22 protein-coding genes are annotated in these 23,592 nt (G+C 44.7%); 10 read left to right on the top strand and 12 right to left on the bottom strand.

Going from position 1 to position 23,592, the window contains the following annotated elements; translation table 11 throughout:
* Nucleotides 1-119: 119 nt before the first annotated feature.
* The 3 genes from P4S58_RS00590 to argC all read right to left on the bottom strand — a co-directional run bounded on the left by P4S58_RS00590 (nucleotide 120) and on the right by argC (nucleotide 3,271).
* A complete protein-coding gene (locus tag P4S58_RS00590) occupies nucleotides 120-1,334 on the bottom strand; it encodes an argininosuccinate synthase (protein WP_102962848.1) in 1,215 nt (404 codons plus the stop codon).
* 131 nt (nucleotides 1,335-1,465) lie between these two features.
* Nucleotides 1,466-2,257 carry an acetylglutamate kinase gene (gene argB, locus P4S58_RS00585; protein WP_102953965.1) on the bottom strand — a complete coding sequence of 264 codons (792 nt, stop codon included), beginning with the start codon at nucleotides 2,255-2,257 and terminating at the stop codon, nucleotides 1,466-1,468.
* A 9-nt stretch (nucleotides 2,258-2,266) separates the two neighbouring features.
* Nucleotides 2,267-3,271 (bottom strand): N-acetyl-gamma-glutamyl-phosphate reductase, encoded by a 1,005-nt coding sequence (argC, locus tag P4S58_RS00580; protein WP_102962847.1) that lies wholly within the window; start codon nucleotides 3,269-3,271, stop codon nucleotides 2,267-2,269.
* A 156-nt stretch (nucleotides 3,272-3,427) separates the two neighbouring features.
* On the opposite strand from argC, the gene argE reads away from it, so the two are divergent.
* From argE to P4S58_RS00565, 3 genes are all read left to right on the top strand, one after another.
* Entirely contained in the window at nucleotides 3,428-4,564 is a 1,137-nt protein-coding gene (argE, locus tag P4S58_RS00575) for an acetylornithine deacetylase (RefSeq protein ID WP_042485055.1), read from the top strand.
* A 243-nt stretch (nucleotides 4,565-4,807) separates the two neighbouring features.
* Nucleotides 4,808-7,441 (top strand): phosphoenolpyruvate carboxylase, encoded by a 2,634-nt coding sequence (gene ppc / locus P4S58_RS00570; protein ID WP_102962920.1) that lies wholly within the window; start codon nucleotides 4,808-4,810, stop codon nucleotides 7,439-7,441.
* Nucleotides 7,442-7,829: 388 nt separating this feature from the next.
* Nucleotides 7,830-8,369 carry a PadR family transcriptional regulator gene (locus P4S58_RS00565; RefSeq protein ID WP_042485053.1) on the top strand — a complete coding sequence of 180 codons (540 nt, stop codon included), beginning with the start codon at nucleotides 7,830-7,832 and terminating at the stop codon, nucleotides 8,367-8,369.
* A 93-nt stretch (nucleotides 8,370-8,462) separates the two neighbouring features.
* On the opposite strand, the gene cysE is transcribed toward P4S58_RS00565, so the two are convergent.
* From cysE to epmA, 5 genes are all read right to left on the bottom strand, one after another.
* Nucleotides 8,463-9,284, bottom strand: a complete 822-nt coding sequence (gene cysE / locus P4S58_RS00560) for a serine O-acetyltransferase (protein ID WP_102962846.1) — start codon at nucleotides 9,282-9,284, stop codon at nucleotides 8,463-8,465.
* An 84-nt stretch (nucleotides 9,285-9,368) separates the two neighbouring features.
* On the bottom strand, nucleotides 9,369-10,403 hold the full coding sequence (gene gpsA / locus P4S58_RS00555) for an NAD(P)H-dependent glycerol-3-phosphate dehydrogenase (RefSeq protein ID WP_042485046.1): 1,035 nt from the start codon (nucleotides 10,401-10,403) through the stop codon (nucleotides 9,369-9,371).
* Nucleotides 10,404-10,579: 176 nt separating this feature from the next.
* A complete protein-coding gene (gene secB, locus P4S58_RS00550) occupies nucleotides 10,580-11,053 on the bottom strand; it encodes a protein-export chaperone SecB (protein ID WP_042485043.1) in 474 nt (157 codons plus the stop codon).
* Nucleotides 11,054-11,216: 163 nt separating this feature from the next.
* A complete protein-coding gene (locus P4S58_RS00545) occupies nucleotides 11,217-11,651 on the bottom strand; it encodes a rhodanese-like domain-containing protein (protein WP_042485040.1) in 435 nt (144 codons plus the stop codon).
* Between the two features lie 161 nt (nucleotides 11,652-11,812).
* Nucleotides 11,813-12,787, bottom strand: coding sequence for an elongation factor P--(R)-beta-lysine ligase (gene epmA / locus P4S58_RS00540; RefSeq protein ID WP_102962845.1), 975 nt, complete (start codon nucleotides 12,785-12,787; stop codon nucleotides 11,813-11,815).
* 306 nt (nucleotides 12,788-13,093) lie between these two features.
* Here epmA and frdA point away from each other — a divergent pair, with 306 nt between their 5' ends.
* The 4 genes from frdA to frdD are packed head-to-tail and all read left to right on the top strand — an operon-like array spanning nucleotide 13,094 to nucleotide 16,431.
* Complete coding sequence (gene frdA, locus P4S58_RS00535; protein WP_102953960.1) at nucleotides 13,094-14,911, top strand: fumarate reductase (quinol) flavoprotein subunit; 1,818 nt, start codon at nucleotides 13,094-13,096, stop codon at nucleotides 14,909-14,911.
* Nucleotides 14,908-15,666, top strand: coding sequence for a succinate dehydrogenase/fumarate reductase iron-sulfur subunit (locus P4S58_RS00530; protein ID WP_042485030.1), 759 nt, complete (start codon nucleotides 14,908-14,910; stop codon nucleotides 15,664-15,666). Before frdA ends, P4S58_RS00530 begins: the two co-directional genes overlap by 4 nt.
* Nucleotides 15,667-15,668: 2 nt before the next feature.
* Nucleotides 15,669-16,052 carry a fumarate reductase subunit FrdC gene (frdC, locus tag P4S58_RS00525; RefSeq protein WP_102962844.1) on the top strand — a complete coding sequence of 128 codons (384 nt, stop codon included), beginning with the start codon at nucleotides 15,669-15,671 and terminating at the stop codon, nucleotides 16,050-16,052.
* A 10-nt stretch (nucleotides 16,053-16,062) separates the two neighbouring features.
* A complete protein-coding gene (gene frdD, locus P4S58_RS00520; protein ID WP_102962843.1) occupies nucleotides 16,063-16,431 on the top strand; it encodes a fumarate reductase subunit FrdD in 369 nt (122 codons plus the stop codon).
* A 129-nt stretch (nucleotides 16,432-16,560) separates the two neighbouring features.
* On the opposite strand, the gene efp is transcribed toward frdD, so the two are convergent.
* Entirely contained in the window at nucleotides 16,561-17,127 is a 567-nt protein-coding gene (gene efp / locus P4S58_RS00515; protein ID WP_102962842.1) for an elongation factor P, read from the bottom strand.
* Nucleotides 17,128-17,158: 31 nt separating this feature from the next.
* Between efp and epmB the strand changes: the two genes are divergently transcribed.
* A complete protein-coding gene (gene epmB / locus P4S58_RS00510; RefSeq protein WP_102962841.1) occupies nucleotides 17,159-18,181 on the top strand; it encodes an EF-P beta-lysylation protein EpmB in 1,023 nt (340 codons plus the stop codon).
* A 103-nt stretch (nucleotides 18,182-18,284) separates the two neighbouring features.
* A complete protein-coding gene (locus tag P4S58_RS00505) occupies nucleotides 18,285-18,758 on the top strand; it encodes an MgtC/SapB family protein (RefSeq protein WP_102962840.1) in 474 nt (157 codons plus the stop codon).
* 41 nt (nucleotides 18,759-18,799) lie between these two features.
* On the opposite strand, the gene modF is transcribed toward P4S58_RS00505, so the two are convergent.
* From modF to P4S58_RS00490, 3 genes are all read right to left on the bottom strand, one after another.
* The gene (gene modF, locus P4S58_RS00500) at nucleotides 18,800-20,251 is read right to left on the bottom strand and encodes a molybdate ABC transporter ATP-binding protein ModF (RefSeq protein WP_102962839.1); all 1,452 of its coding nucleotides are present in this window, start codon (nucleotides 20,249-20,251) and stop codon (nucleotides 18,800-18,802) included.
* Between the two features lie 213 nt (nucleotides 20,252-20,464).
* Nucleotides 20,465-22,102, bottom strand: a complete 1,638-nt coding sequence (gene groL / locus P4S58_RS00495) for a chaperonin GroEL (protein WP_102962838.1) — start codon at nucleotides 22,100-22,102, stop codon at nucleotides 20,465-20,467.
* A gap of 85 nt (nucleotides 22,103-22,187) precedes the next feature.
* Nucleotides 22,188-22,478: a co-chaperone GroES gene (locus P4S58_RS00490; RefSeq protein ID WP_042485006.1), complete on the bottom strand. Its 291-nt coding sequence runs from the start codon at nucleotides 22,476-22,478 to the stop codon at nucleotides 22,188-22,190.
* Nucleotides 22,479-22,819: 341 nt separating this feature from the next.
* Between P4S58_RS00490 and P4S58_RS00485 the strand changes: the two genes are divergently transcribed.
* A complete protein-coding gene (locus P4S58_RS00485; protein ID WP_042485003.1) occupies nucleotides 22,820-23,437 on the top strand; it encodes a helix-turn-helix transcriptional regulator in 618 nt (205 codons plus the stop codon).
* Nucleotides 23,438-23,592: the final 155 nt, after the last annotated feature.

Genomic DNA, 23,592 nt, shown 5'->3' with positions numbered 1-23,592 from the left:
AATTGACCAAAGAATACTTCATTTCTGCCAGTGTTTAAGTGTTTTTTATAATTAAGGATCGCGCTTGAGCGATCCTTTTTTTGTTTCTATTTTAGTTCCCTTTGACGGGAACTTAGGGATTACTTCTTAGCTTCGTTCAATGCTTTGATACGGCTAGCCAAAGAGTAAAGACGGATGAAGCCGCCTGCATGGCTTTGGTCGTAAACTTCATCAGCACCGAAGGTTGCAAACTCTTCTGAGTACAAGCTGTTTTCAGAACGTTTTTGTGTTGCAGTTGCTTGGCCTTTGTAAAGTTTGATCACCACTTCACCGTTAACGTCTTCTGCTAGTGCATCTGCCGCAGCAAACACTGATTTACGTAGCGGAGTGAACCAACGACCGTCATAAACTAGGTGAGAAGCTTTGATACCGATTTCTTCGCGGAATTCAAATGAAGCTTTATCCAGTACAAGTTGTTCAACTGCACGTAGCGCTTCCATCATGATCGTGCCTCCCGGAGTTTCGTAACAACCACGAGACTTCATACCTACCAGACGGTTTTCAACGATATCGATACGACCAATACCATGTTTCACGCCTTTGTCATTCAGAGCAATAAGCGCTTGGTATGGAGAAAGTTCTTTACCATCTACAGCTACCACTTCGCCTTTTTGCACTTTCAGAGTGACGTATTCCGCTTCATTTGGCGCTTGCTCTGGGTCAACAGTCCACGCCCAGCAATCTGCGTTTGGTGCATTCCAAGTGCTTTCCAACACACCACCTTCTGTTGAGATGTGCCATGCGTTTGCATCACGAGAGTAGATTTTAGTCAGTGATGCTGCACATGGGATATTGCGTTCTGCTAGGTAGTCAAGACACTCTTCACGGCTAACAAGATCCCATTCACGCCAAGGAGCAATAACATGTAGATCTGGTGCTAGTGCTGCAAATGCACCTTCGAAACGAACTTGATCGTTACCTTTACCAGTACAGCCGTGAGCAAGTGCGTCTGCACCTACTTTACGTGCTACTTCTACTTGCGCTTTTGCAATCACAGGACGAGCCATAGAAGTACCTAGTAGGTATTTACCTTCGTAGTATGCACCTGTTTTTAGCGTTGGGTAAATATAGTCTTTTACTAACTCTTCTTTCAGGTCAACGACGTAACACTCTGATGCACCAGAAGCGATAGCTTTTTCTTCGATACCAACTAATTCTTCTGCGCCTTGACCAACATCAGCAACGAATGCCACTACTTCACAACCATAGTTTTCTTTCAACCATGGAATGATTACAGATGTATCTAGACCGCCAGAGTAGGCTACGACAACTTTTTTGACTTGAACTTTGCTCATTTTATATCTCCAAATTTCTGGCTCTGCACTTGGCGGTCAGGGCTCAGGATTCCTTTAAATTCTTTTGTTTAAAGAGCAACGTTAACTAATCGATTTAAATTTGTTGCTCTTTAATAGCTATTTCTAAATAATTACTGAGGTAAAAATTGAGTACCGATACTTTCACCTGAAAACAACTTGGCAAGCTTTTCTGGATAACGCCATGTCGCGACTTCAATCGGGCGACCAAGCTCTTTCGCGGCATCCAATGCGGCATTTACTTTTACGATCATGCCATCGGTAATCACTTTACCTTCAATTAAGCTTTTTGCTTTTGACTCATCAAGGGTTGCAATCAGATGACCTTTACCATCCAGCACACCACTCACGTCAGATAAAAGAACTAATTCAGCACCTAATGCGCTGGCAACAGATACTGCTGCTTGGTCTGCATTTACGTTCATCATTTGACCGTCTTTTGTCAGACCAATCGAGCTGATAATAGGAACTACGCCAGCTTCAAGCAGAAGCTTAATCACAGTGCCATCACCCGCTGTTGATTTACCTACAGCACCCAGTTCCGGATCCAGCTCTTCTACAACACATAAACCACCATCAGCCAGACATAAACCCACAGCGTTTAAGCCATCTTTAATTGCCTGACCTTGTAGCATCTTATTCGCAGTGCCCGCTAGCGCACCAGCAATCACACCAATTTGGTCGTAAGGAGTTACACGTAGACCGTCTTTTTTAACAGTTGGTAACTGCAACTTCGCCATGAGATCATCCACAAGGTAACCGCCACCGTGAACGATAACAATTCGTCGCTGAGCTTGGGCTTGATACTGTGCGATTGCGCTGAAAAGCTTACTTAGCGTCTCTGAACAAGACAGAGCTGCGCCGCCTAACTTAATCACCAATGGATCTAGTTTTGTATCCGTCATATATAACCCTTACACCAGAGCTGTAAGCTCATCGAAACCGTAGTGAATGTTTAAACACTGCATCGCTTGACTCGATGCACCTTTTAATAAATTGTCGATTGCTGAAACGACAATGATATGTTCGCCCTGCACTTTCCAACCGATATCGCAGAACGGAGTAAATTCAACATCTTGGATGCGTGGTAAAGAATCCAAGCGCAGACGTACAGCAGGTTTACCTTGGTAAGCTTGAGTGAATGCTTGGTTCACTTGCTCAGCGGTTACACCTTGTGCCAGCTTCATCGTGATAGTGGCTAAAATACCGCGTTTAAAATTGCCTAAATGTGGTGTAAATATCACTTCACGACCAAGGTGAGTGGCAATTTCTGGCTGATGACGGTGGGTAAACACGCCATAAGGCTGCAAGCTCACTTCACAGAAGCTGTTTGTTAGAGTGGCTTTACGGCCAGCACCCGATACACCACTGGTCGCATTGATCACAGGCCACTGTTGTACATCTAATAAATCACTTTCAATCAGAGGTTTAATCGCTAGTTGAGAAGCGGTTGGGTAACAACCAGCTACAGCAATCAGTTGACTCTGTTTGATGTTTTCTAGGTTCCACTCAGCCAAGCCATAAGCCGCTTTTTTTAACCAATCAGCATGCTGATGTTCAAAGCCATAGTATTGAGTATAGAAACTCTCACCATCCACACGGTAAGCGCCAGAAAGATCGAAAACTTGGCAGTTGTTGGCCAGAAAAACAGGAGCAAGATCATGACTGACTTCATGTGCAGTCGCGAGAAAGACTACGTCACTCTCTTGTGCCACTTTCTCAACATCCACTAAAGGTTGTACTGGTAAATCGAGCAAACCTGTTAGCTTGCCGTGTAACTGACCAATAGACTTTCCTGCATCAGCGCTGTTGGCTGAAACGTATAAACCTGATAGCGTGAGCTCAGGGTGTTTGTGCACCATAAGAGCCAGTTCTGCTCCGGTATAGCCGCTTGCGCCGATGATGGTGGTTTTTAACATCTCAAAACGTCCTAAATCGAGTAAAAAATCGACAATTAAAAATGACTATAAATCTTTAAAATTGGCACTTTTATCGGTTTTTTATTCACTAAAAGTGATTTAATATGTGTTTTACAGTTTCAACGTAATTCTGTCAATAGTAGGAGCAAATAATATATGCAATTGCCAAGTTTCCTTGAGGTTTATGAAGGTCTTATTTCAACCTCATCCATCAGCTCCACCGATAGTCGTTGGGATGAAGGCAACGAACAAGTCATTTCTAAATTGGCAGACTGGTGCAGCGCTTTAGGCTTTCAAGTGGACGTGGTTCAAGTTGCGCCAGGAAAACAGAACCTGATTGCTAAAAAAGGCGAAGGTGAAGGTGGCTTATTACTATCCGGTCACAGTGATACCGTTCCTTTCGACGAGGGTCGCTGGAACTTTAATCCGCATGCGTTGACTGAAGCAAATAACCGCTTTTACGGTTTAGGCACTGCGGATATGAAAGGCTTCTTTGCTTTTATTTTAGAAGCAGTGAAGAAAGTGGACTGGAGCAAGCAAAAAAAGCCTCTTTATATATTGGCTACGTGTGATGAAGAAACAACCATGCTCGGAGCGCGTCATTTCACGCAAAATACGCCATTCAAACCTGATTACTGCATTATTGGTGAGCCAACCAGCTTAGTGCCAGTTCGTGGTCATAAAGGACATGTGGCAAATGCCATTCGTGTTACGGGGAAATCGGGTCACTCTTCAAACCCTGCACTAGGCGTGAATGCAATTGAGATTATGCATGAAGTGCTTTATGCACTAATGCAACTACGCGACAAATTAGTCAAAGAGTATCACCACCCCGGTTTTGATATCCCAAGTCCAACCTTAAACTTAGGACATATCCACGGAGGCGATAGTCCAAACCGTATCTGTGGTTGCTGTGAACTGCACTATGATGTTCGCCCTCTCCCCGGCATTAGCCTTGATGGTTTGGACAACATGCTGCGTAGCGCACTGACTCAAGTACAAGAGAAATGGCCGGGACGAATTGAGATCGAACCTCTGCACGATGCCATTCCTGGCTATGAATGTGAGCATGACCATCCTTTTATTGCAGGGATCAGCGAAATCACCGGCGTTGAAGCTCAAACGGTAAACTATTGTACTGAAGCTCCTTTCCTACAAGAGTTATGTCCGACACTGGTCATGGGACCGGGTTCTATCGACCAAGCTCACCAACCAGACGAATTTTTGGCCTTCGAGTTTATCGACCCAACCATTAACATCCTTTCTAAGGCGATGTACAAGTACTGCTTCTAGTTCACGACTTATAACCGCCAAACAACAAGGCGTAACACATTAATAACAATGTGATTAACGTCTTGTTGTTTTGTAAGAAAATTCCAACAAATCACTCAAATTGAGCAAACTTACATTGCACACAAACAGGTAAAAACTGGCAAAGATATCACCAGCATCATTTGACTAGACTGGGCAAACTTAGATAAATTGTCTTTCTAACAAGGAACACAGGATGTAATTTTTTTACAAGGCAGGATGACAATGAACGAACAATACTCTGCACTCAAAAGTAACGTAAGCATGCTTGGGCATCTATTGGGTAAAACCATTCAAGATGCAGATGGCGACGTTATTTTAGAGAAAGTGGAAACCATTCGTAAGCTTTCAAAATCTGCAATGGCAGGTAATCAAGCGGATCGGAATCTACTGATTGAAGAGATAAAAAGCCTTCCCAACGAGCAGTTGACTCCAGTGGCTCGTGCTTTTAACCAATTTTTGAATTTGACCAATATCGCTGAGCAGTACCACACCATTTCACGTCATTGTGAAGAGAATGTGTGTGAACCAGATTCAATCCATGCTCTGTTTTCAAAACTCAGCCAAAATTCTATTAGTAAACTCGATACCGCACAGGCACTACGCGAACTCAACATTGAACTAGTATTGACCGCTCACCCAACAGAGATCACTCGTCGTACGATGATCAACAAGTTGGTAAAAATAAATGAGTGTCTATCTAAACTCGAGTTAACTGAACTCTCTTCTAAAGAGCGTCATAAAACTGAACGCCGTCTAGAGCAATTAATTGCTCAAAGCTGGCACTCAGACGTCATTCGTCAACAACGCCCTACACCGTTAGACGAAGCCAAATGGGGCTTCGCTGTTGTAGAAAATTCTCTATGGCAAGCCGTACCTGAGTTCCTACGTGATCTTAATGAACGTGCAAAAGAGTACTTGGGTGAAGGTCTACCTCTAGACGCTCGTCCAGTTCATTTCTCATCTTGGATGGGTGGTGACCGAGACGGTAACCCATTTGTAACTCACACCATCACTCGTGAAGTATTGCTACTTTCTCGCTGGAAAGCGGCTGACCTTTATCTAGGCGACATCAACGAGCTGGTTAGCGAGCTATCGATGACCAAATGCAGTGATGAGCTACGCCAACTTGCGGGTGAAAATGAACATGAACCGTATCGTGCAATTCTAAAAGGCTTACGCTCACTGCTCCAAGAAACTCTCGAAGTTCTGGATGCCAAAGTGCACGGTGAGAAGCTTCCTAAAAAAGCTCCACTTCAGGACATCAGCCAGCTTTGGGACCCGCTTTACGCGTGTTATAAGTCACTGCATGAGTGCGGCATGGGTGTTATCGCTGATGGTTCATTGCTAGACACTTTACGCCGTATCAAAGCATTTGGCGTTCACTTAGTGCGTCTTGATATCCGTCAGGAAAGTACTCGCCACGCGGATGTTCTGTCTGAGCTGACTCGTTACCTAGGTATCGGTGATTACAATCACTGGAGTGAACAAGACAAGATTTCATTCTTAACCAATGAATTGAGCTCTAAGCGCCCTCTTCTTCCTCGTGATTGGCAGCCTTCTGAGCAAGTTCAAGAAGTTCTTGATACTTGTAAGATCATTGCGGCACAACCACGAGCAGCGTTTGGTGCATACGTTATTTCTATGGCTCGTACAGCGTCTGATGTACTGGCAGTGCACCTATTGCTTCAAGAAGCAGGCTGTCCTTACCGTATGGACGTGTGTCCGCTATTCGAAACATTGGATGACTTGAACAACGCTGAAGACGTGATCAAGCAACTGATGAGTATCGACCTTTACCGAGGCTTCATCCAAAACCACCAAATGGTCATGATCGGCTATTCAGATTCAGCGAAAGATGCGGGCGTAATGTCTGCTGGCTGGGCGCAATACCGTGCAATGGATTCACTGGTGAAAGTGTGTGACCAAGAAGGCATTGAACTGACTCTGTTCCATGGTCGTGGCGGTACAATCGGTCGTGGTGGTGCACCTGCACACGCGGCACTGCTTTCTCAACCACCGAAGAGTCTTAAAGGTGGTCTGCGTGTAACCGAGCAAGGTGAGATGATTCGCTTTAAACTTGGTCTGCCAGAAATTGCCGTGAATAGCTTCAACATGTACGCAAGTGCAATCCTTGAAGCAAACCTATTGCCACCACCAGAGCCAAAACAAGATTGGCGTGACTTGATGGATGCACTTTCAGAAGTTTCTTGTGAAGCCTATCGTCAAGTGGTTCGCGGTGAGCCTGATTTTGTTCCTTACTTCCGTCAAGCAACACCTGAGCTTGAGCTAGGCAAATTACCTCTGGGCTCTCGTCCTGCCAAACGTAACCCGAATGGTGGCGTAGAAAGCTTACGTGCGATTCCTTGGATCTTCTCTTGGAGTCAAAACCGTTTGATGCTTCCTGCATGGTTAGGCGCTGGTGAGGCAATTCAGTTCTCGATTGATAAAGGTCACCAAGCTCTGCTTGAAGAGATGTGTCGTGAATGGCCATTTTTCTCAACTCGCCTTGGTATGCTTGAAATGGTGTACACCAAATGTAGTGTTGATTTGGCTCGTTACTATGATGAGCGTCTGGTTGATGAGAAGCTACGCCCACTCGGTCAACGTCTGCGTGATCAGCTACAAAAAGACATCAAGACGGTGCTGAATGTAGAGAACAACGAAAACCTGATGCAAAGCGATCCTTGGGGTCAGGAATCCATTCGTCTACGCAGTATCTATGTAGAGCCATTGAACATGCTACAAGCAGAACTGCTGTACCGTACTCGTCAAACGGAAACACCTGCGACAGAGCTGGAAGAAGCACTGATGGTAACCATTGCAGGTATCGCAGCAGGTATGCGCAACACAGGCTAATTAGCAGTATAATATTTCATAAAAACACCAAAAGGTCGCAATTTAGCGACCTTTTATTTTGCTTGGAGATTTTATTGAGAATAATATCAGTTTTTTGTATCAAAACGTCCTTGTATTCTACTTTATGCTTATTATTTAGATATACTACTGCACCTCTGCGATACCGAGACTAATAAAAATACATCGTAGCGAGGTATGCATACGCATAACTACCTCTAGGTGATAAACGGCTTTAAAGGTGACATGAACAGCACACTTGTGCTGAATTTGCTTAAGTTTTCTAACTATTAAGTTTTTAACTATTTAAGTTAAAAAAAGCGTGCCAACAGAAGCACAAACGATAGTTAAGCAATTTTTAAACTTACTTAACCAATTTGGATAAAAAGACATGTCATTACCACACGTAATTCTCACTGTTCTTAGCACACGTGATGCGACGGGATACGACATCACTAAAGAGTTTTCAGCAAGTATTGGTTACTTCTGGAAAGCCAGTCATCAACAAGTTTACCGCGAACTAAACAAAATGGGCCAACAAGGTTTGGTCACTTGTGTTTTGGAGCCGCAAGAAGGTAAACCAGATAGAAAAGTCTATTCAATTACAGATTCTGGACGTAGCGCATTGGGCGATTGGTTTGAGCAACCAACAGCTCACCCTACGGTACGAGATGAATTTAGTGCAAAGCTTATTGCTTGCTCGGTTCAACCATCAGCACCTTTTAGATCTCAACTAGGTGAACTGGTTGAAGAGTCTCGCAAACTAGTTGCACACTATCAAGAAATCGAAGCTGCCTACTACGCTACACCTGCGGTATTAGATAAGCAGCAACGTTTAGAGCGTTTGACGCTGCGTCGTAATCTACTTCTTCGTCAAACTTGGATTGAGTGGGCAGAAGAAGTCATGGCTGAGCTTGATGCTATTGGCTAATACGCCAGCGTCATACTTAATCTGCTTTACGAGATAAAGAAAAGGGATAATGCTGAGCATTATCCCTTTTTGTTTTTCTGTTTACGCCACGAGCTAAATGCCGTCGCCACCTGTAAATGTCTGCACGCGACCGTTAAACTGCTGATCCATATCGAAGGACGGTTTTTCAGACTTAGGTCGACCAACGATTCGTGCTGGAACACCAGCCACTGTCGTATGCGGAGGAACAGCTTGCAGTACCACAGAACACGAGCCAATTTTCGCCCCTTCGCCCACTTCAATGTTGCCCAGAATCTTGGCACCAGCACCAATCATCACACCTTCACGAATTTTCGGATGGCGGTCACCACACTCTTTACCTGTACCACCAAGGGTCACGTCTTGAAGAATAGAAACGTCGTTTTCAACCACAGCCGTTTCACCAATGACAATCCCTGTTGCGTGGTCAAGCATGATGCCTCGGCCAATACGCGCAGCCGGATGGATATCCACTTGGCAAGCAACCGAAATTTGGTTTTGCAGGTAAGTAGCCAGCGCCACACGGCCTTGTTTCCAAAGCCAGTTGGCAACGCGGTATCCTTGCAAAGCATGATAACCTTTGAGGTAAAGCAGGGGCATTGAGTACATCGACACCGCAGGGTCACGGTTAACCGTCGCGCAAATATCACACGCAGCTGCTTCCGTAATACTAGGATCCGCCGCAAAGGCTTCTTCAACCACTTCACGCACTGCCATGGCAGGCATTGAAGCAGTGTTTAATTTATTCGCAAGAATGTAGCTCAATGCAGAAGCCAAACTATCATGCTTAATAATGGTTGCATGATAGAAACTGGCGAGCATTGGCTCCTGTTCAGACTGTTCGCGAGCTTCCTTAACGATGGTCTGCCAAACTTTCTCTTTTTCGCACAATTTCATTGGTTTATGTGTCCCGGACGTTCATTCAAAGTCAGGTCTGTATTTATTGTAATATCGAGTGAGATCCTGACTTATGATACAAGGTTAACGTTCCGCTTTTTTGTCTCGCGCAAGCAAATCTTGTGCGGCTAAGCGTGCATCCTTCCCTTGATACAATACTTGATAAATTTGTTCAACTATAGGCATTTCAATACCAATACGCTGAGCTAGCGCCCACACTTCTTGGGTATTTCTATAACCTTCAACAACTTGACCTATTTCCACCTGGGCAGTATCGACATCTTTGCCTTGGCCTAAAGCCAAACCAAAGCGACGATTTCGTGACTGGTTATCAGTGCAGGTCAACACTAAGTCACCTAAACCAGCCATACCCATAAAGGTTTCAGCTTCAGCGCCTAACGCAATACCTAGGCGAGTCATTTCAGCAAGGCCACGAGTAATCAGTGCTGTACGCGCATTGGCACCAAAGCCAATACCATCAGACATCCCCGCACCAATCGCAATAACGTTCTTCACTGCGCCGCCAAGCTGCATGCCAATAAAGTCGCTGTTTGCATAGACTCGGAAAGTTTTACTACAGTGGATTTTCTCTTGCAGATCTTTCACAAACTGCGCATCTGGGGACGCCACTGAAATTGCTGTCGGCATGCCCATTGCCAATTCTTTGGCAAACGTCGGCCCAGATAACACTGCCAATGAGTGAGAGTCACCAATCACATCATTAGCGACATCTTGTAGCAGTCTGCCTGTTTCTGGTTCCAAACCTTTGGTTGCCCAACACAATCGAGTGTCAGGACGCAAATACGGTTTCAGACTTTTCAGTACGATACCAAACACATGGCTCGGCACAACCACCAGTAGATCACGACACGCTTCCACCGCTTTTTTCAAATCAGATTCAACAATCAAAGAGTCAGGGAAATCAATACCCGGTAAAAACGCTTGGTTAGCGCGATCAGCCTGTAATTTAGCCATGTGCTCTTCTTCGTGCCCCCAAAGAACAATGTTAGCGCCATTACGTGCTAATGAAATTGCTAGCGAGGTTCCGTAAGAGCCGGCACCAATAACTGTCATGGATACCGTTTTACCGTAAGCATTATTTACTTGTGCGTCTGTCATTGTTCCGCCCGATGAATAATCGTTTGTTAACACTAATTTTATACCCAAAGTTCAATATGCCAATCCTACTTAATGATTTGGCTGAGTTTGGGTCAAAATAAAAATGCACATCGTACTCATGAAGTACGCTGTGCATTCATTGCCACGAATGGCTACATATTTAAACCGCTATCGCCTTAAGCTTCAGCGCTTTCTGTACCTTGACCAGCGGCTTGCTGTTGTAGGTAGTTCATGAACAATGCATCAAAGTTAACTGGTGCTAGGTTCAATTGTGGGAACGTACCTTTAACCACTAGGCTAGAGATAGTTTCACGCGCATATGGGAATAGAATGTTCGGGCAGAATGCACCTAGACAATGAGCTAGCTGACCTGCATCCATATTCTCAACAGTAAAAATACCACCCTGTTGAACTTCACATAGGAAAGCTGTTTCTTCAGCATTCTTAACGGTTACTGTTAAACGTAGAACAACTTCGTAAACGCCTTCACCCAGTTCACGGCTTTGAGTGTCTAGATCCAGTTTTACATCTGGGTTCCACTCTTTTTGGAACATTACTGGAGAATTTGGCGCTTCAAAAGAAACATCTTTTAGGAAAATACGTTGAATTGCGAAGTTTTGTTGTGCGTCTTGTGTTGCTGCTTCAGCCATTTTTGAATCCTTAATACTGATAAATTCCGGTCAAGGTTGATACCCTGAGACTAACCGAGAACGTTCTGAATCACGAGGCTGAGACACCAATACGTGGAAAACATCACATCTCTTTCAATCAAATGCTGCCTTTTTAGACAGCATTTCAAATCGGTTATGGGCGTTATTTCTTACCACGAACAAGCGGAAGTTTTGCATCAACCCAGCCTGTAATACCGTTTTTAAGAACACTAACGTTCTCAAAACCAGCTTTAGTAAGTAAATCTGCACTTTCACGAGCAGTTTGTCCCATCTTACATACCACAATGATTGGGTCAGATTTATGACTTTCAAGCGCACCAAAGTTATTCGCTTTGATATCAGTCGGCAAAATGTGAAGTGCGTCAGTAATGTGACCACGTTTGAATTCGTCTTTCGCACGAATATCGACAACAACACCATTCTCGCGGTTTAAAAGCTGAGTCACTTGTGGTGCTGTGAGCTCTTTGTATGTTGCTGTTGCTGATTTATAAATATTGAAAATCAATGCAACTAAAATACCGACCCAAGCTAGTGATAGGATCATATTTTGTTGGAAAAACTGAATGTATTCTTGCATGTCCTGCGCTCTTACCGTTGTATATCAAAAAATGGTGGTTCAAAATCAGACAAGGAGTATAACGAGGTTAAACGCCTGAGGCGAGTAGTTACCACGTATAATCCTTGGCATGTGTCATGGTTTCAGCTTCTTTCCCCACATTTAAGGCAATATGAAGCAAACTACGCTCGTGGGAAGGGAAATGCTGTCACTTTATCAATATGGTCTTCACCCAATGCCAACATAATCAAACGATCAATACCTAAAGCAACACCTGCGCATTCTGGCAGCCCCGACTCAAGAGCGGCTATCAGATGATAGTCGATAGGTTGTTCCTCTAATCCCATCTGCAATCGCTTACAGTTATCTTGCTCAAAACGCGCTAACTGTTCTTTCGCGTTGTCCAGCTCATGGAATCCGTTTGCCAGTTCAATCCCTTTAAAATAGACCTCAAAACGGTCTGCAACTCTAGGATCGTGCGGGTTAATTTTCGCTAATGCTGCTTGAGATGCAGGGAAGTCGTAAACAAATACCGGTACTTGCTGCCCGATGTGCGGTTCAACACCAATACTGAACAGAAGCTGCAATAAAGTGTCTCTGTCGTCTTCTGGCTCAGCGATATCACTTAAGCCTAATCGCGCAGCCACTTTTTTCAGCTCAACCATAGAACCTTCAAGCGGACAAACCTTTAACACTGTTAAAAATGCATTTTGGTATGTCATACGCTCTGCAGCGCCCACTTTTAATACCATTTGCAACAGGTCATCCATTTCATCCATCAATTCATGATGGTTAAAACCAACACGGTACCACTCCAACATAGTGAACTCTGGGTTGTGATAACGACCATTCTCTTCGTTACGGAACGCTTTGTTGATTTGATAAATAGAGCCACTTCCTGCTGCCAACAGTCGCTTCATATGAAATTCAGGGCTTGTCATTAGATGCAGGCGGCTTCCGTTGGCGTACTCAGGACCGACAAACTCTGTTTGAAAGGTATGCAAGTGGATATCCGTCACCGTAGCGTGACTCATTGCAGGGGTGTCGACTTCCAGCACATCTCTTTGCGCAAAGAAATGACGTATTGACGTTAAGAGCTGTGCACGTTGCTTAAGTTGCTCTATTGATGCTGTTGGCATCCAATCGGACTTATTCATTTGGTTATTCACTTAATCAGGATTGAATAGATTTTACCTTTTCGGATCAAAATACAAAACCCAAACGTGATGCCAATCACACAAGATAAAATTTGTATGCTTATGTTTGCACTACCTAAGCAAAAACCCAACAGAATCAATTTTTTCCTCTCTGACCTCTCCTAAACTGGGTCTACCACTTTATAAGTGGATTTGGTTTGATTCGGAGGCGCGGCAATCCTTTAGCGTTCAACGAACAACCCCCCAATATAACGAGGAATGAGCACCATAGCTCATCATCAACATACAATACACTGGAGGATAACTGTGCAGACAATTACCACAGATATCGCAGTCATCGGCGCAGGTGGTGCGGGTCTTCGTACTGCAATTGCAGCAGCTGAAGCGAACCCGAACCTAGAAGTTGCCCTGATATCTAAAGTTTATCCGATGCGTTCTCACACGGTAGCCGCTGAAGGCGGTTCCGCAGCAGTTATCAAGGAAGAAGACAGCCTAGACAACCACTTCAACGACACCGTTGGCGGGGGCGACTGGCTATGTGAACAGGATGTTGTGGAATATTTTGTGAAAAATTCCACTCGCGAAATGATTCAAATGGAGCAATGGGGTTGCCCATGGAGCCGTAAAGAAAATGGCGAAGTTAACGTTCGTCGTTTTGGTGGTATGAAAGTCGAGCGTACTTGGTTTGCGGCCGACAAAACTGGCTTCCACATGCTACATACTCTCTTCCAAACTTCAATTAAGTATCCTCAAATCAAACGATTTGATGAGTATTTTGTTGTCGACCTTTTGGTTGTTGATGGCGAAGTTCAAGGACTTGTTGCCATTCATATGTCTGAAGGTGAATTAGTTCTCATCAAAGCGAAATCGGTTGTATTAGCAACAGGTGGCGCGGGCCGTGTTTATCACTGTAACACTAACGGTGGCATTGTAACTGGCGACGGTATGGCAATGGCGTATCGCCACGGCGTGCCACTGCGTGACATGGAATTCGTTCAGTACCACCCAACGGGTCTGCCAGGCACTGGTATTCTGATGACCGAAGGTTGTCGTGGTGAAGGCGGTATTATCGTCAATAAGAACGGTTACCGTTACCTACAAGATTACGGCATGGGTCCAGAAACACCTGTGGGTCAGCCGAAAAACAAATACATGGAACTGGGTCCTCGTGACAAAGTTTCACAAGCATTCTGGCACGAACAGCAAAAAGGCAACACCATCAAGCACCCACTCGGTGATGTTGTGCATCTCGACTTACGCCATTTAGGCGAAGAGTACCTGCAAGAGCGTCTGCCATTCATTTGTGAACTAGCAAAAGCCTATGTAAACGTAGACCCAGCGAAAGAGCCAATTCCTATTCGCCCAACAGTGCACTACACCATGGGTGGTATTGAAACCAACGGTCAATGTGAAACTCGTATTAACGGTCTGTTTGCCGTAGGTGAGTGTGCATCTGTAGGTCTTCACGGTGCAAACCGTCTGGGTTCTAACTCACTAGCAGAATTCGTGGTATTCGGTCGCGTTGCGGGCGAACACGCAGTGAAACGCGCACAAGAATTCAAAGGCTGGAACGACAAAGCTATTGATGAACAAGTGAAAGCCGTTGAAGCTCGCATTCAAGCACTCCTAAACCAAGAAGGCGATGAAAACTGGGCGGATATCCGCACTGAAATGGGGCATACCATGGAAGCGGGTTGTGGTATCTACCGTCAAGAAGACTTGATGCAAGAAACCATCGATAAACTTACCGAGCTTAAAGAGCGCTACAAGAAAATCAGCATCAAAGATAAAGGTAAAGTATTCAACACTGACCTGCTTTATGCGATTGAAGTTGGCTACGGTTTAGAAGTAGCAGAAGCGATGGTTCACTCTGCATTGCTGCGTAAAGAATCTCGTGGTGCCCACCAGCGTTTAGATAACGGTTGTACCGAACGTGATGATGAGAACTTCCTAAAACACTCACTTGCGTTCTATCAAAATGGCGATGCGCCGAAAATTGATTACAGCCCTGTGACCATCACTAAGTCTCAACCTAAAGCACGACTCTACGGTGAAGCTGCAGAAAAAGCCGCAGCTGCAGAAGCGGCGCAAGAAGCAGGTGCAAGTGCGGAGGATCAAGAATAATGGCGAATCGTATTCAAAAAGTAGAGATCTTACGCTACGACCCAGCGAGAGATGCTGAACCTTATCTACAAAAGTTTGAAGTGCCTTTTGACGAAACCATGTCAGTACTCGATGCCATTGGTTATGTGAAAGACAACTTAGATAAAGAACTTTCATACCGCTGGTCTTGTCGTATGGCGATTTGTGGTTCATGCGGCATTATGGTTAACGGCGTGCCAAAACTGGCGTGTAAGAGTTTCCTACGTGACTACCCGAATGGCTTAAAAATCGAGCCGCTAGCGAACTTCCCGATTGAAAAAGATTTGATTGTCGATATGACTCCGTTTATCGAACGTCTAGAAGCGATCAAACCTTACATCATCGGTAATGACCGTACACCTGAAGATGGTCCAAACAACCAAACACCTGAGCAAATGGCAAAATACAAGCAGTTCGCTGGCTGTATTAACTGTGGTCTGTGTTATGCAGCGTGCCCTCAGTTTGGTCTTAACCCTGAGTTTATCGGTCCTGCGGCACTGACATTGGCTCATCGTTATAACCTAGATTCTCGTGACAATGGTAAAGCAGAACGTATGAAGCTTATCAATGGCGAGAATGGCGCATGGGGTTGTACTTTTGTCGGTTACTGCTCTGAAGTATGTCCTAAACATGTCGACCCTGCGGCGGCGGTAAACCAAGGTAAAGTGGAATCGTCAATGGACTTCGTGATTGCAATGTTGAAACCAGACGGTTCAACAAACAAAGTGGAGGGCTAAGGATGAGTAACCGTAAACCTTATGTTCGTCAGATGAAACGAACTTGGTGGAAAGATCATCCTTTCTATCGTTTTTACATGGTACGTGAAGCAACGGTTCTGCCGCTGATTCTTTTTACCCTGTTCCTGACCGTAGGTTTGGGGGCATTGGTTAAAGGCCCTGAAGCTTGGAATACTTGGCTTGCATTTATGGCACATCCGGTCGTTATCGCAATCAATATTGTTGCGCTAGCAGGTAGCCTATTTCATGCGCAAACCTTCTTCAGCATGATGCCTCAAGTGATGCCAATCCGCATCAAAGGCAAATTGTTGGATAAGAAAATCATCGTATTGAGTCAGTGGGCCGCAGTTGCCTTCATCTCTCTCATTGTTCTGATTGTGGTGTAAGGAGCTTATTGTGATTAATACCAATCCAAAACGTTCAGATGAACCTGTATGGTGGGGACTGTTTGGTGCTGGCGGTACTTGGTTTGCCATGATTACCCCAATCACTGTGTTCGTATTAGGTATCTTAGTTCCGCTAGGCATTATTGATGCTGAAGCATTGAGCTACGAGCGTGTCACTGGTTTTGCGACCAATATTATTGGCGCGCTGTTCATTATTGGTACTCTAGCCCTACCAATGTGGCATGCGATGCACCGTGTTCACCACGGTATGCACGACCTAAAATTCCACACAGGTATTATCGGCAAAATTGCCTGTTATGCATTTGCCGGATTCATCACACTGCTTGCAGTCGTGTTTATTGGAATGCTAATGCTGTAGTGGAAATATTGCTGGCTTATTGAAACCAAGAGCCAGCTATAACACATACAAAAAGACCAGCTATCTCTGCTGGTCTTTTTTGTATTCAATAAGTTGTACTAGAAATTTCCGTACAAACTACAGCAATACTTATTTCACGCGGCTTACGTATTCGCCACTACGAGTATCCACTTTCACTACTTCACCGATTTGGATGAATAGAGGTACACGTACAACAGCACCTGTTGCTAACGTTGCTGGTTTACCGCCAGTGCCTTGAGTATCGCCTTTCAGACCTGGATCTGTTTCAGTCACTTCTAACTCTACGAAGTTTGGTGGAGTAACAGAAATTGGGTTACCGTTCCAAAGTGTTAGAGTACAAGTATTGTTTTCTACCAACCACTTAGCGTTGTCACCAACAGCTGCAACGTCTGCTGCAATTTGTTCGAACGTTGTGTTGTTCATAAAGTGGTAGAATTCACCATCTGAATATAGATAATCTAGGTCGATATCTACTACATCCGCAGTTTCTACAGAGTCACCAGACTTAAAAGTTTTCTCTAGAACTTTGCCAGAAAGCAGTTTACGGATTTTTACACGGTTGAAAGCCTGACCTTTGCCCGGTTTTACATACTCGTTTTCGAGAATGACACAAGGCTCATTATCAAGCATAATTTTAAGACCGCCTTTAAATTCATTCGTGCTAACAGTAGCCATATTTCCTCTTACATTCTTCGAGTTAAAATTAATGCCGCACATCATAACCCGAAAAGTCGATTCTGTTGAGAAAAACTGGATCAAACAACTAGCAAATGCTATCTCAGATCCCACTCAATTGCTCAACGAGCTGGGTATTGATCCTACGCCTTGGCAAGACGGGTTTGCTGCGCGCAAATTATTTGCCCAGCGAGTACCGCAAAGTTTTGTCAGCAGAATGGAGAAAGGTAATCCGCACGATCCTTTGCTGCGACAAGTTTTGCCATTAAGCGAAGAGTTTGAAGTACACCAAGGTTATTCAAACGACCCTCTTTCTGAGCAGAATAATGACATCCCCGGGTTACTGCATAAATATCGTAACCGAGCGCTCATGATCGTGAAAGGCGGCTGTGCTATTAACTGTCGTTACTGTTTCCGTCGTCATTTTCCTTACGAAGACAACAAAGGCACCAAATCGGTTTGGCAACAAAGCTTGGATTACATTGCCAAGCATCCTGAACTGAATGAAGTCATTCTCTCTGGCGGAGACCCTTTGATGGCGAAAGATCACGAGCTGGCTTGGCTGATCGACAAGATCACTGCGATCTCTCACATCAAGCGTCTGCGCATCCACTCTCGCCTGCCTGTAGTTATCCCTGCTCGTATTACCGATGAGCTGGTAGACACACTGGCACAGACCCGCTTACAAGTGGTACTTGTCACTCACATCAATCATGCGAATGAAATCAACCTTGAGTTAAAGCAGCAAATGTCTCGACTGCGTGCGATTAACGTAACTCTGCTCAATCAGGGAGTAATGTTAAAAGGGGTAAACGACTCGGTGGAAGCTCAGGTAAATCTGAGTGAAAGCCTATTTGATGCAGGTATCTTGCCTTATTACATCCATGTATTAGACAAAGTGCAGGGCGCGGCTCACTTCTTTATTGATGACCACACGGCAAAAACCATCATGGCCGGTGTCATTGAACGTGTATCTGGTTATTTGGTGCCAAAACTCACCCGTGAAATTGGTGGAAGAAGCAGTAAAACGCCACTCGATTTGCATCTTGAGTAGTTCTATAGATATTGATTATCTAGCCCATAAAAGCTTTTGTTAGATCGTAAGTACGATTCGCTGCATACTGCGCTTCTTCACGCCTATATGCATTGAGGCTGCCATGCTAACTTTGGATTCTATTTTAGACCTTGGGCCATTCCAATGGTCCGCTTTACTTTGCTGTATGATCAACGGCTTACTTATCGGTATTGAACGCCAAACCCGAGGAAAACCAGTGGGTATCCGCACCTCAATACTGATTATTTCCGGCACTTACTTTTTTATGGCGATGGCGGTGTCTTTGTCCCCAAATACTCTTGACCAAGCTCGTGTGCTTGGGCAAATCATCACGGGTGTCGGCTTCTTAGGTGCGGGTGTGATGATGACGCTGGATGGTAAAATTCACGGAGTTACCTCTGCGGCAGTTATCTGGGTATTGGCAGCGTTAGGGCTAATGATCGGTTTAGGCTACTTAACACAGTCTGTCGTGATTACTTTTCTTGCACTTAGTGTGCTTTACGGCGTTGATAAGGCAGAAAACACCTTCCATAGTCTGCGTCGAGGCGTCCATCAGAAACTCAGACGTCGTCACTAACCATTGAAAAGCGTTGCTCTGGCAACGCTTTTTTCTGGGCGTTATGGCTGATTCGAGTATATGTTGACTCGGTATCCCTCACCTTGTTGGGCAACAAAATCCACAAAGTGATGGATTGCATCTAGCGAGTCTTCTTCATGATGAGTCACATATAGCAATTGGCTGATATTTGCAGAAGCTATGCGATTTAGAGCTCTGAACACTAACTTGCGGTTGAGGAAATCCAACCCTTGATAAGGTTCATCCAAAATCAGCAGTGCGGGCAGTTTGATTAAGGCTCGGCCAATTAACAGCAGTCGCTGCTGTCCGTAATCCAGATTTCGAAAACCCACTTTTTCAAACTGACTCATTTCTAACAGCTGCAACCACTCGCGCGCATACATAATCTCTTTCTTACTCGGCTGCTGATAGAGGCCAATTGAGTCGTAGAATCCGGAAATCAACACTTCGAGAGCGGTACAATTGACCCGATATTGAAGATGCAAAGCCGAAGAAACCACACCAATGTGACGTTTCACATCCCAGATAGTTTCACCGCTGCCTCGTTTCATGCCCAATACCGTTACATCATTGCTGTAACACTGAGGATGATCCCCAAGAATTAGTCCAAGTAGCGTACTTTTACCACAGCCGTTAGGACCTCGCACTTGCCAATGCTGCCCTTGCTCAATCTGCCAATTCACACCTGAAAAGATTTTGGCATCCACATATTCCACCGTGACGTCATTCATAATAACTAACGGATTTGGGTACTGATGCTGTGACTGGTGAGCTTGCAGCAGCTCGAACATCGCATCACTCTTTTGCTCAGATAACGCCAGCATCTGCGCCATCACTGGGTGGTTCAGCCACTCTTCACGACTTAATGTTTGAGCAAGTTTCTGCTCGTCGAACAAGGCCACATGCGTAATAAAAGATGGTAACTCGTCTTCACGGGATGTGATGATGACCAGTTGAATATGGTTCGAACACTGCTGTAACAGCTCGGAAAGGCGCTGACGGTGCGCAATGTCTAAGCCGGAATAAGGCTCATCCAAGATCATCATTTGTGGTTTTAATGCAAGCGCACGAGCGAGCATCACTCGGCGTGTTTCTCCTGTGGAAAGCTGACGAAAACCACGAGTTCTGATGGCTAATAAATCCGTTGTCGCTAATAACGACTCAAGTTCATCACCAGTACAACCCACTTCTGCCACCAGCTCTTCCACCGTTGAACCGTAGTCAATACGATCCATAAAATCGGTATCATCTTTTTCCAGCTCTAAATCCAGCAAGCGTTGCTGCTCATGCAAAGAGACACAGGCAATTTTTTCAGGAAGATCAGAGACCTCACCTTGTTGAGGTTGCAACTCACCACTCAATACTCGCACCAGTAGCGACGCCGCATGGTTATGAGTTGAAAACATGCCCCAATGTTCTCCGGCTTGTAACTGCCAGTTATCTATAACCAAAGATACCGATTCTGTTTGATGTTTAAGCTGCTGAATTTGCATTAGTAACCTTCCATGGAAAACCAATCTTCATAGTGCATAACTTAGCGGCTAATTTCTAGCTATCCGATAGTCTGAGTTAATTGAAACTGCAAAACCGAAGCGACTGTTGAATAAACTTAATCCAATAAAAAAGGCAGAACATGTAAAACACGTTCTGCCTTTAAGAGGTTTATGCTCGACCTAACTATGAGGTCTCGTCAGCATAAGGGGGAATTACATCATTCCGCCCATACCGCCCATGCCGCCCATATCTGGCATAGCTGGAGCGTCTGACTTAGGTTTATCAGTTACCATAGCTTCTGTTGTGATCATTAGACCAGCAACTGATGCTGCAAACTGAAGAGCGCTACGAGTTACTTTCGTTGGGTCTAGGATACCCATTTCGATCATATCGCCGTACACGCCAGTTGCCGCGTTGTAACCGTAGTTGCCTTCACCGCCTTTAACGTTGTTCGCAACCACAGACTCTTCATCACCTGCGTTCTTCACGATTTGACGAATTGGCGCTTCCATTGCACGAAGTGCTACGCGGATACCCACGTTTTGTTCTTCGTTGTCACCAGTAAGCTCAGTTAGCATTGAAGCTGCGCGGATAAGTGCAACACCACCACCAGCTACAACACCTTCTTCAACCGCTGCGCGAGTTGCGTGTAGAGCGTCTTCTACGCGGTCTTTCTTCTCTTTCATTTCAACTTCAGTTGCTGCACCAACTTTGATTACTGCAACACCGCCTGCTAGCTTAGCAACGCGTTCTTGTAGTTTCTCTTTGTCGTAGTCTGAAGTTGCTTCTTCGATTTGTTGACGAATTTGTGATACACGACCTTTAATCGCATCTTCTTCGCCAGCACCGTCGATGATAGTTGTGTTTTCTTTAGTGATAGCCACACGCTTAGCTTGACCTAGATCTTCTAGAGTCGCTTTCTCTAGCTCAAGACCGATTTCTTCAGAAATCACTGTACCGCCAGTTAGGATAGCGATGTCTTGTAGCATAGCTTTACGACGGTCACCGAAACCAGGCGCTTTAACCGCAGCTACTTTTACGATGCCACGCATGTTATTCACAACTAGCGTTGCTAGTGCTTCACCTTCAACGTCTTCCGCTACGATTAGCAGTGGACGTGAAGCTTTTGCAACACCTTCAAGAACTGGAAGAAGTTCACGGATGTTAGATACTTTCTTATCAACCAATAGGATAAATGGGTTGTCTAGGTCAACACTGCCCGATTCTTGGTTGTTGATGAAGTATGGAGATAGGTAACCACGGTCGAATTGCATGCCTTCAACAACGTCTAGTTCGTCTTGAAGAGCTTGACCTTCTTCAACAGTGATAACACCGTCGCGGCCTACTTTTTCCATTGCTTCAGCAATGATGTTACCCACACTTGAGTCTGAGTTAGCAGAGATTGTACCTACTTGTGCAATCGCCTTAGTATCAGCACATGGTACTGATAGTGCTTTAAGCTGTTCAACTGCTGCTACTACTGCTTTATCAATACCGCGCTTAAGATCCATTGGGTTCATACCCGCAGCTACCGCTTTAAGACCTTCATTAACGATAGATTGTGCTAGTACAGTTGCTGTTGTTGTACCGTCACCCGCTGCATCGTTTGCTTGAGATGCAACTTCTTTAACCATTTGTGCACCCATGTTTTGGAATTTGTCTTCCAATTCAATTTCACGAGCAACAGATACACCATCTTTAGTGATAGTTGGTGCACCGAAAGATTTGTCTAGAACTACGTTACGACCTTTAGGGCCAAGAGTTACTTTTACAGCGTCAGCTAGAATGTTTACACCTTCCAGCATTTTTACACGTGCGTCATTGCCAAATTTTACGTCTTTAGCAGCCATGTTGTATTTCCTCTTAAGAATTCGTTTATTGATAAATGATAGAGCGAACTTTTAGTTCTTTTGGGAACATAAGAGCTCAGAGCAATTACTCAACGATTGCTAGAATGTCGCTTTCAGACAGAATAAGAACTTCTTTGCCGTCGATCTTTTCTGATTTAGTGCCGTAGCTTTCAGCAAAAATCACAGAATCGCCAACTTTTACGTCCAGTGGAAGAACTGTACCGTTTTCTAGAATGCGGCCTTTACCGACAGCAAGCACTTTACCGCGCGTTGATTTTTCCGCAGCAGAACCAGTAAGAACAATGCCACCAGCAGACTTAGATTCAACTTCTTGGCGTTCAACGATAACTCGATCATGTAATGGACGAATATTCATCGGTCGTCTCTCCTGATTAGATTTCCATTTGGTTAATAAACACTGAGTTAATAAATGGGTCACCAGACCCAAACAGCTTGTGAATGATATGTGGGGGATACTCGATGATAACCCAAGGGGCAAACGCGAAAAAAATGTGACGAAATTAACGATTCAATGGAGAAGTACTCTAATTAACCTCAGTGCTGGCACCCGATAAAAAATTCCCTTCGATAAAAACGGGCAGATGAAAACAACCGGAGAGCAATGACCAGCCAAATCAGCCGAAGTCGAGAGCATAGTAAATAATTTGCTTTATTAAGAACTGAATTCATAATAAGCAGTGTCTAGAGAGGGAAATAATGAAAACTATCGATAGGATTTTACACACCATCAAACGCGAAGGTGCAGTTACTGCCAAACAGCTTGCCGATGATCTTTCCATTACCACAATGGGCGCTCGTCAACATCTGCAAAGTTTGGAAGAAGACGGAATCTTGTCGTTTCATGATGTGAAAGTCAAAGTCGGTCGCCCCACTCGTCACTGGTCCTTAACCAAACAAGGTCACGATCAATTTGCCGACAGGCACAGTGAACTCACCATTCAGGTGATGGACGCAGTAGAGCATATCTTTGGCAAAGAAGGGCTCGCTAAAGTTGCAGCAGAGCGCGAAGCGCAAACCTTATCAACGTATAAAAAAGCGCTGGCTGATCTCACGGATATCGAAGAAAAGCTGAACGCTCTAGTCACCTTACGCGAGCGAGAAGGTTACATGGCGGAGCTTGAAACAACAGAGCACGGTTTTATGCTGATTGAAAACCATTGCCCTATCTGCAAAGCCGCAACCCGTTGCCCAAATCTGTGTCAATCTGAACTCAATATATTCCAGCACTTGTTAGGCCATGATTATCAGGTCGATCGCCAAGAACATATTATCCAAGGTGAACGTCGCTGTACGTATCTCATCACAAAAGCATAGTGACTGCTCACACTGGCAAATCTGTCTTAAATTCGAGAATTGGGATTTTCCCCGCACCACGCTAAAAATCCTCACTTAAGCTTATAGTGTTGATTATTTCATCACTAATTTGTTCTCCCAGCCCTCATATCGGTCATCACAGCGGTTCAATGGGT

It is taken from the genome of Vibrio sp. Hal054, from assembly GCF_037162405.1.
Classification (GTDB): Bacteria; Pseudomonadota; Gammaproteobacteria; order Enterobacterales; family Vibrionaceae; genus Vibrio; species Vibrio diazotrophicus.
The sequence above is the reverse complement of the archived record's forward strand: the minus strand, read 5'-3'. Positions and strand labels throughout refer to the sequence as shown.

Coding starts and splice junctions, on each gene's coding strand:
- P4S58_RS00490 (WP_042485006.1), bottom strand. CDS start 22,478: ATGAATATTCGTCCATTACATGATCGAGTTATCGTTGAACGCCAAGAA.
- P4S58_RS00565 (WP_042485053.1), top strand. CDS start 7,830: ATGTCATTACCACACGTAATTCTCACTGTTCTTAGCACACGTGATGCG.
- groL (WP_102962838.1), bottom strand. CDS start 22,102: ATGGCTGCTAAAGACGTAAAATTTGGCAATGACGCACGTGTAAAAATG.
- P4S58_RS00505 (WP_102962840.1), top strand. CDS start 18,285: ATGCTAACTTTGGATTCTATTTTAGACCTTGGGCCATTCCAATGGTCC.
- secB (WP_042485043.1), bottom strand. CDS start 11,053: ATGGCTGAAGCAGCAACACAAGACGCACAACAAAACTTCGCAATTCAA.
- ppc (WP_102962920.1), top strand. CDS start 4,808: ATGAACGAACAATACTCTGCACTCAAAAGTAACGTAAGCATGCTTGGG.
- P4S58_RS00545 (WP_042485040.1), bottom strand. CDS start 11,651: ATGCAAGAATACATTCAGTTTTTCCAACAAAATATGATCCTATCACTA.
- epmA (WP_102962845.1), bottom strand. CDS start 12,787: ATGAATAAGTCCGATTGGATGCCAACAGCATCAATAGAGCAACTTAAG.
- argE (WP_042485055.1), top strand. CDS start 3,428: ATGCAATTGCCAAGTTTCCTTGAGGTTTATGAAGGTCTTATTTCAACC.
- argB (WP_102953965.1), bottom strand. CDS start 2,257: ATGACGGATACAAAACTAGATCCATTGGTGATTAAGTTAGGCGGCGCA.
- cysE (WP_102962846.1), bottom strand. CDS start 9,284: ATGAAATTGTGCGAAAAAGAGAAAGTTTGGCAGACCATCGTTAAGGAA.
- modF (WP_102962839.1), bottom strand. CDS start 20,251: ATGCAAATTCAGCAGCTTAAACATCAAACAGAATCGGTATCTTTGGTT.
- efp (WP_102962842.1), bottom strand. CDS start 17,127: ATGGCTACTGTTAGCACGAATGAATTTAAAGGCGGTCTTAAAATTATG.
- P4S58_RS00590 (WP_102962848.1), bottom strand. CDS start 1,334: ATGAGCAAAGTTCAAGTCAAAAAAGTTGTCGTAGCCTACTCTGGCGGT.
- argC (WP_102962847.1), bottom strand. CDS start 3,271: ATGTTAAAAACCACCATCATCGGCGCAAGCGGCTATACCGGAGCAGAA.
- gpsA (WP_042485046.1), bottom strand. CDS start 10,403: ATGACAGACGCACAAGTAAATAATGCTTACGGTAAAACGGTATCCATG.
- epmB (WP_102962841.1), top strand. CDS start 17,159: ATGCCGCACATCATAACCCGAAAAGTCGATTCTGTTGAGAAAAACTGG.
- frdC (WP_102962844.1), top strand. CDS start 15,669: ATGAGTAACCGTAAACCTTATGTTCGTCAGATGAAACGAACTTGGTGG.
- P4S58_RS00485 (WP_042485003.1), top strand. CDS start 22,820: ATGAAAACTATCGATAGGATTTTACACACCATCAAACGCGAAGGTGCA.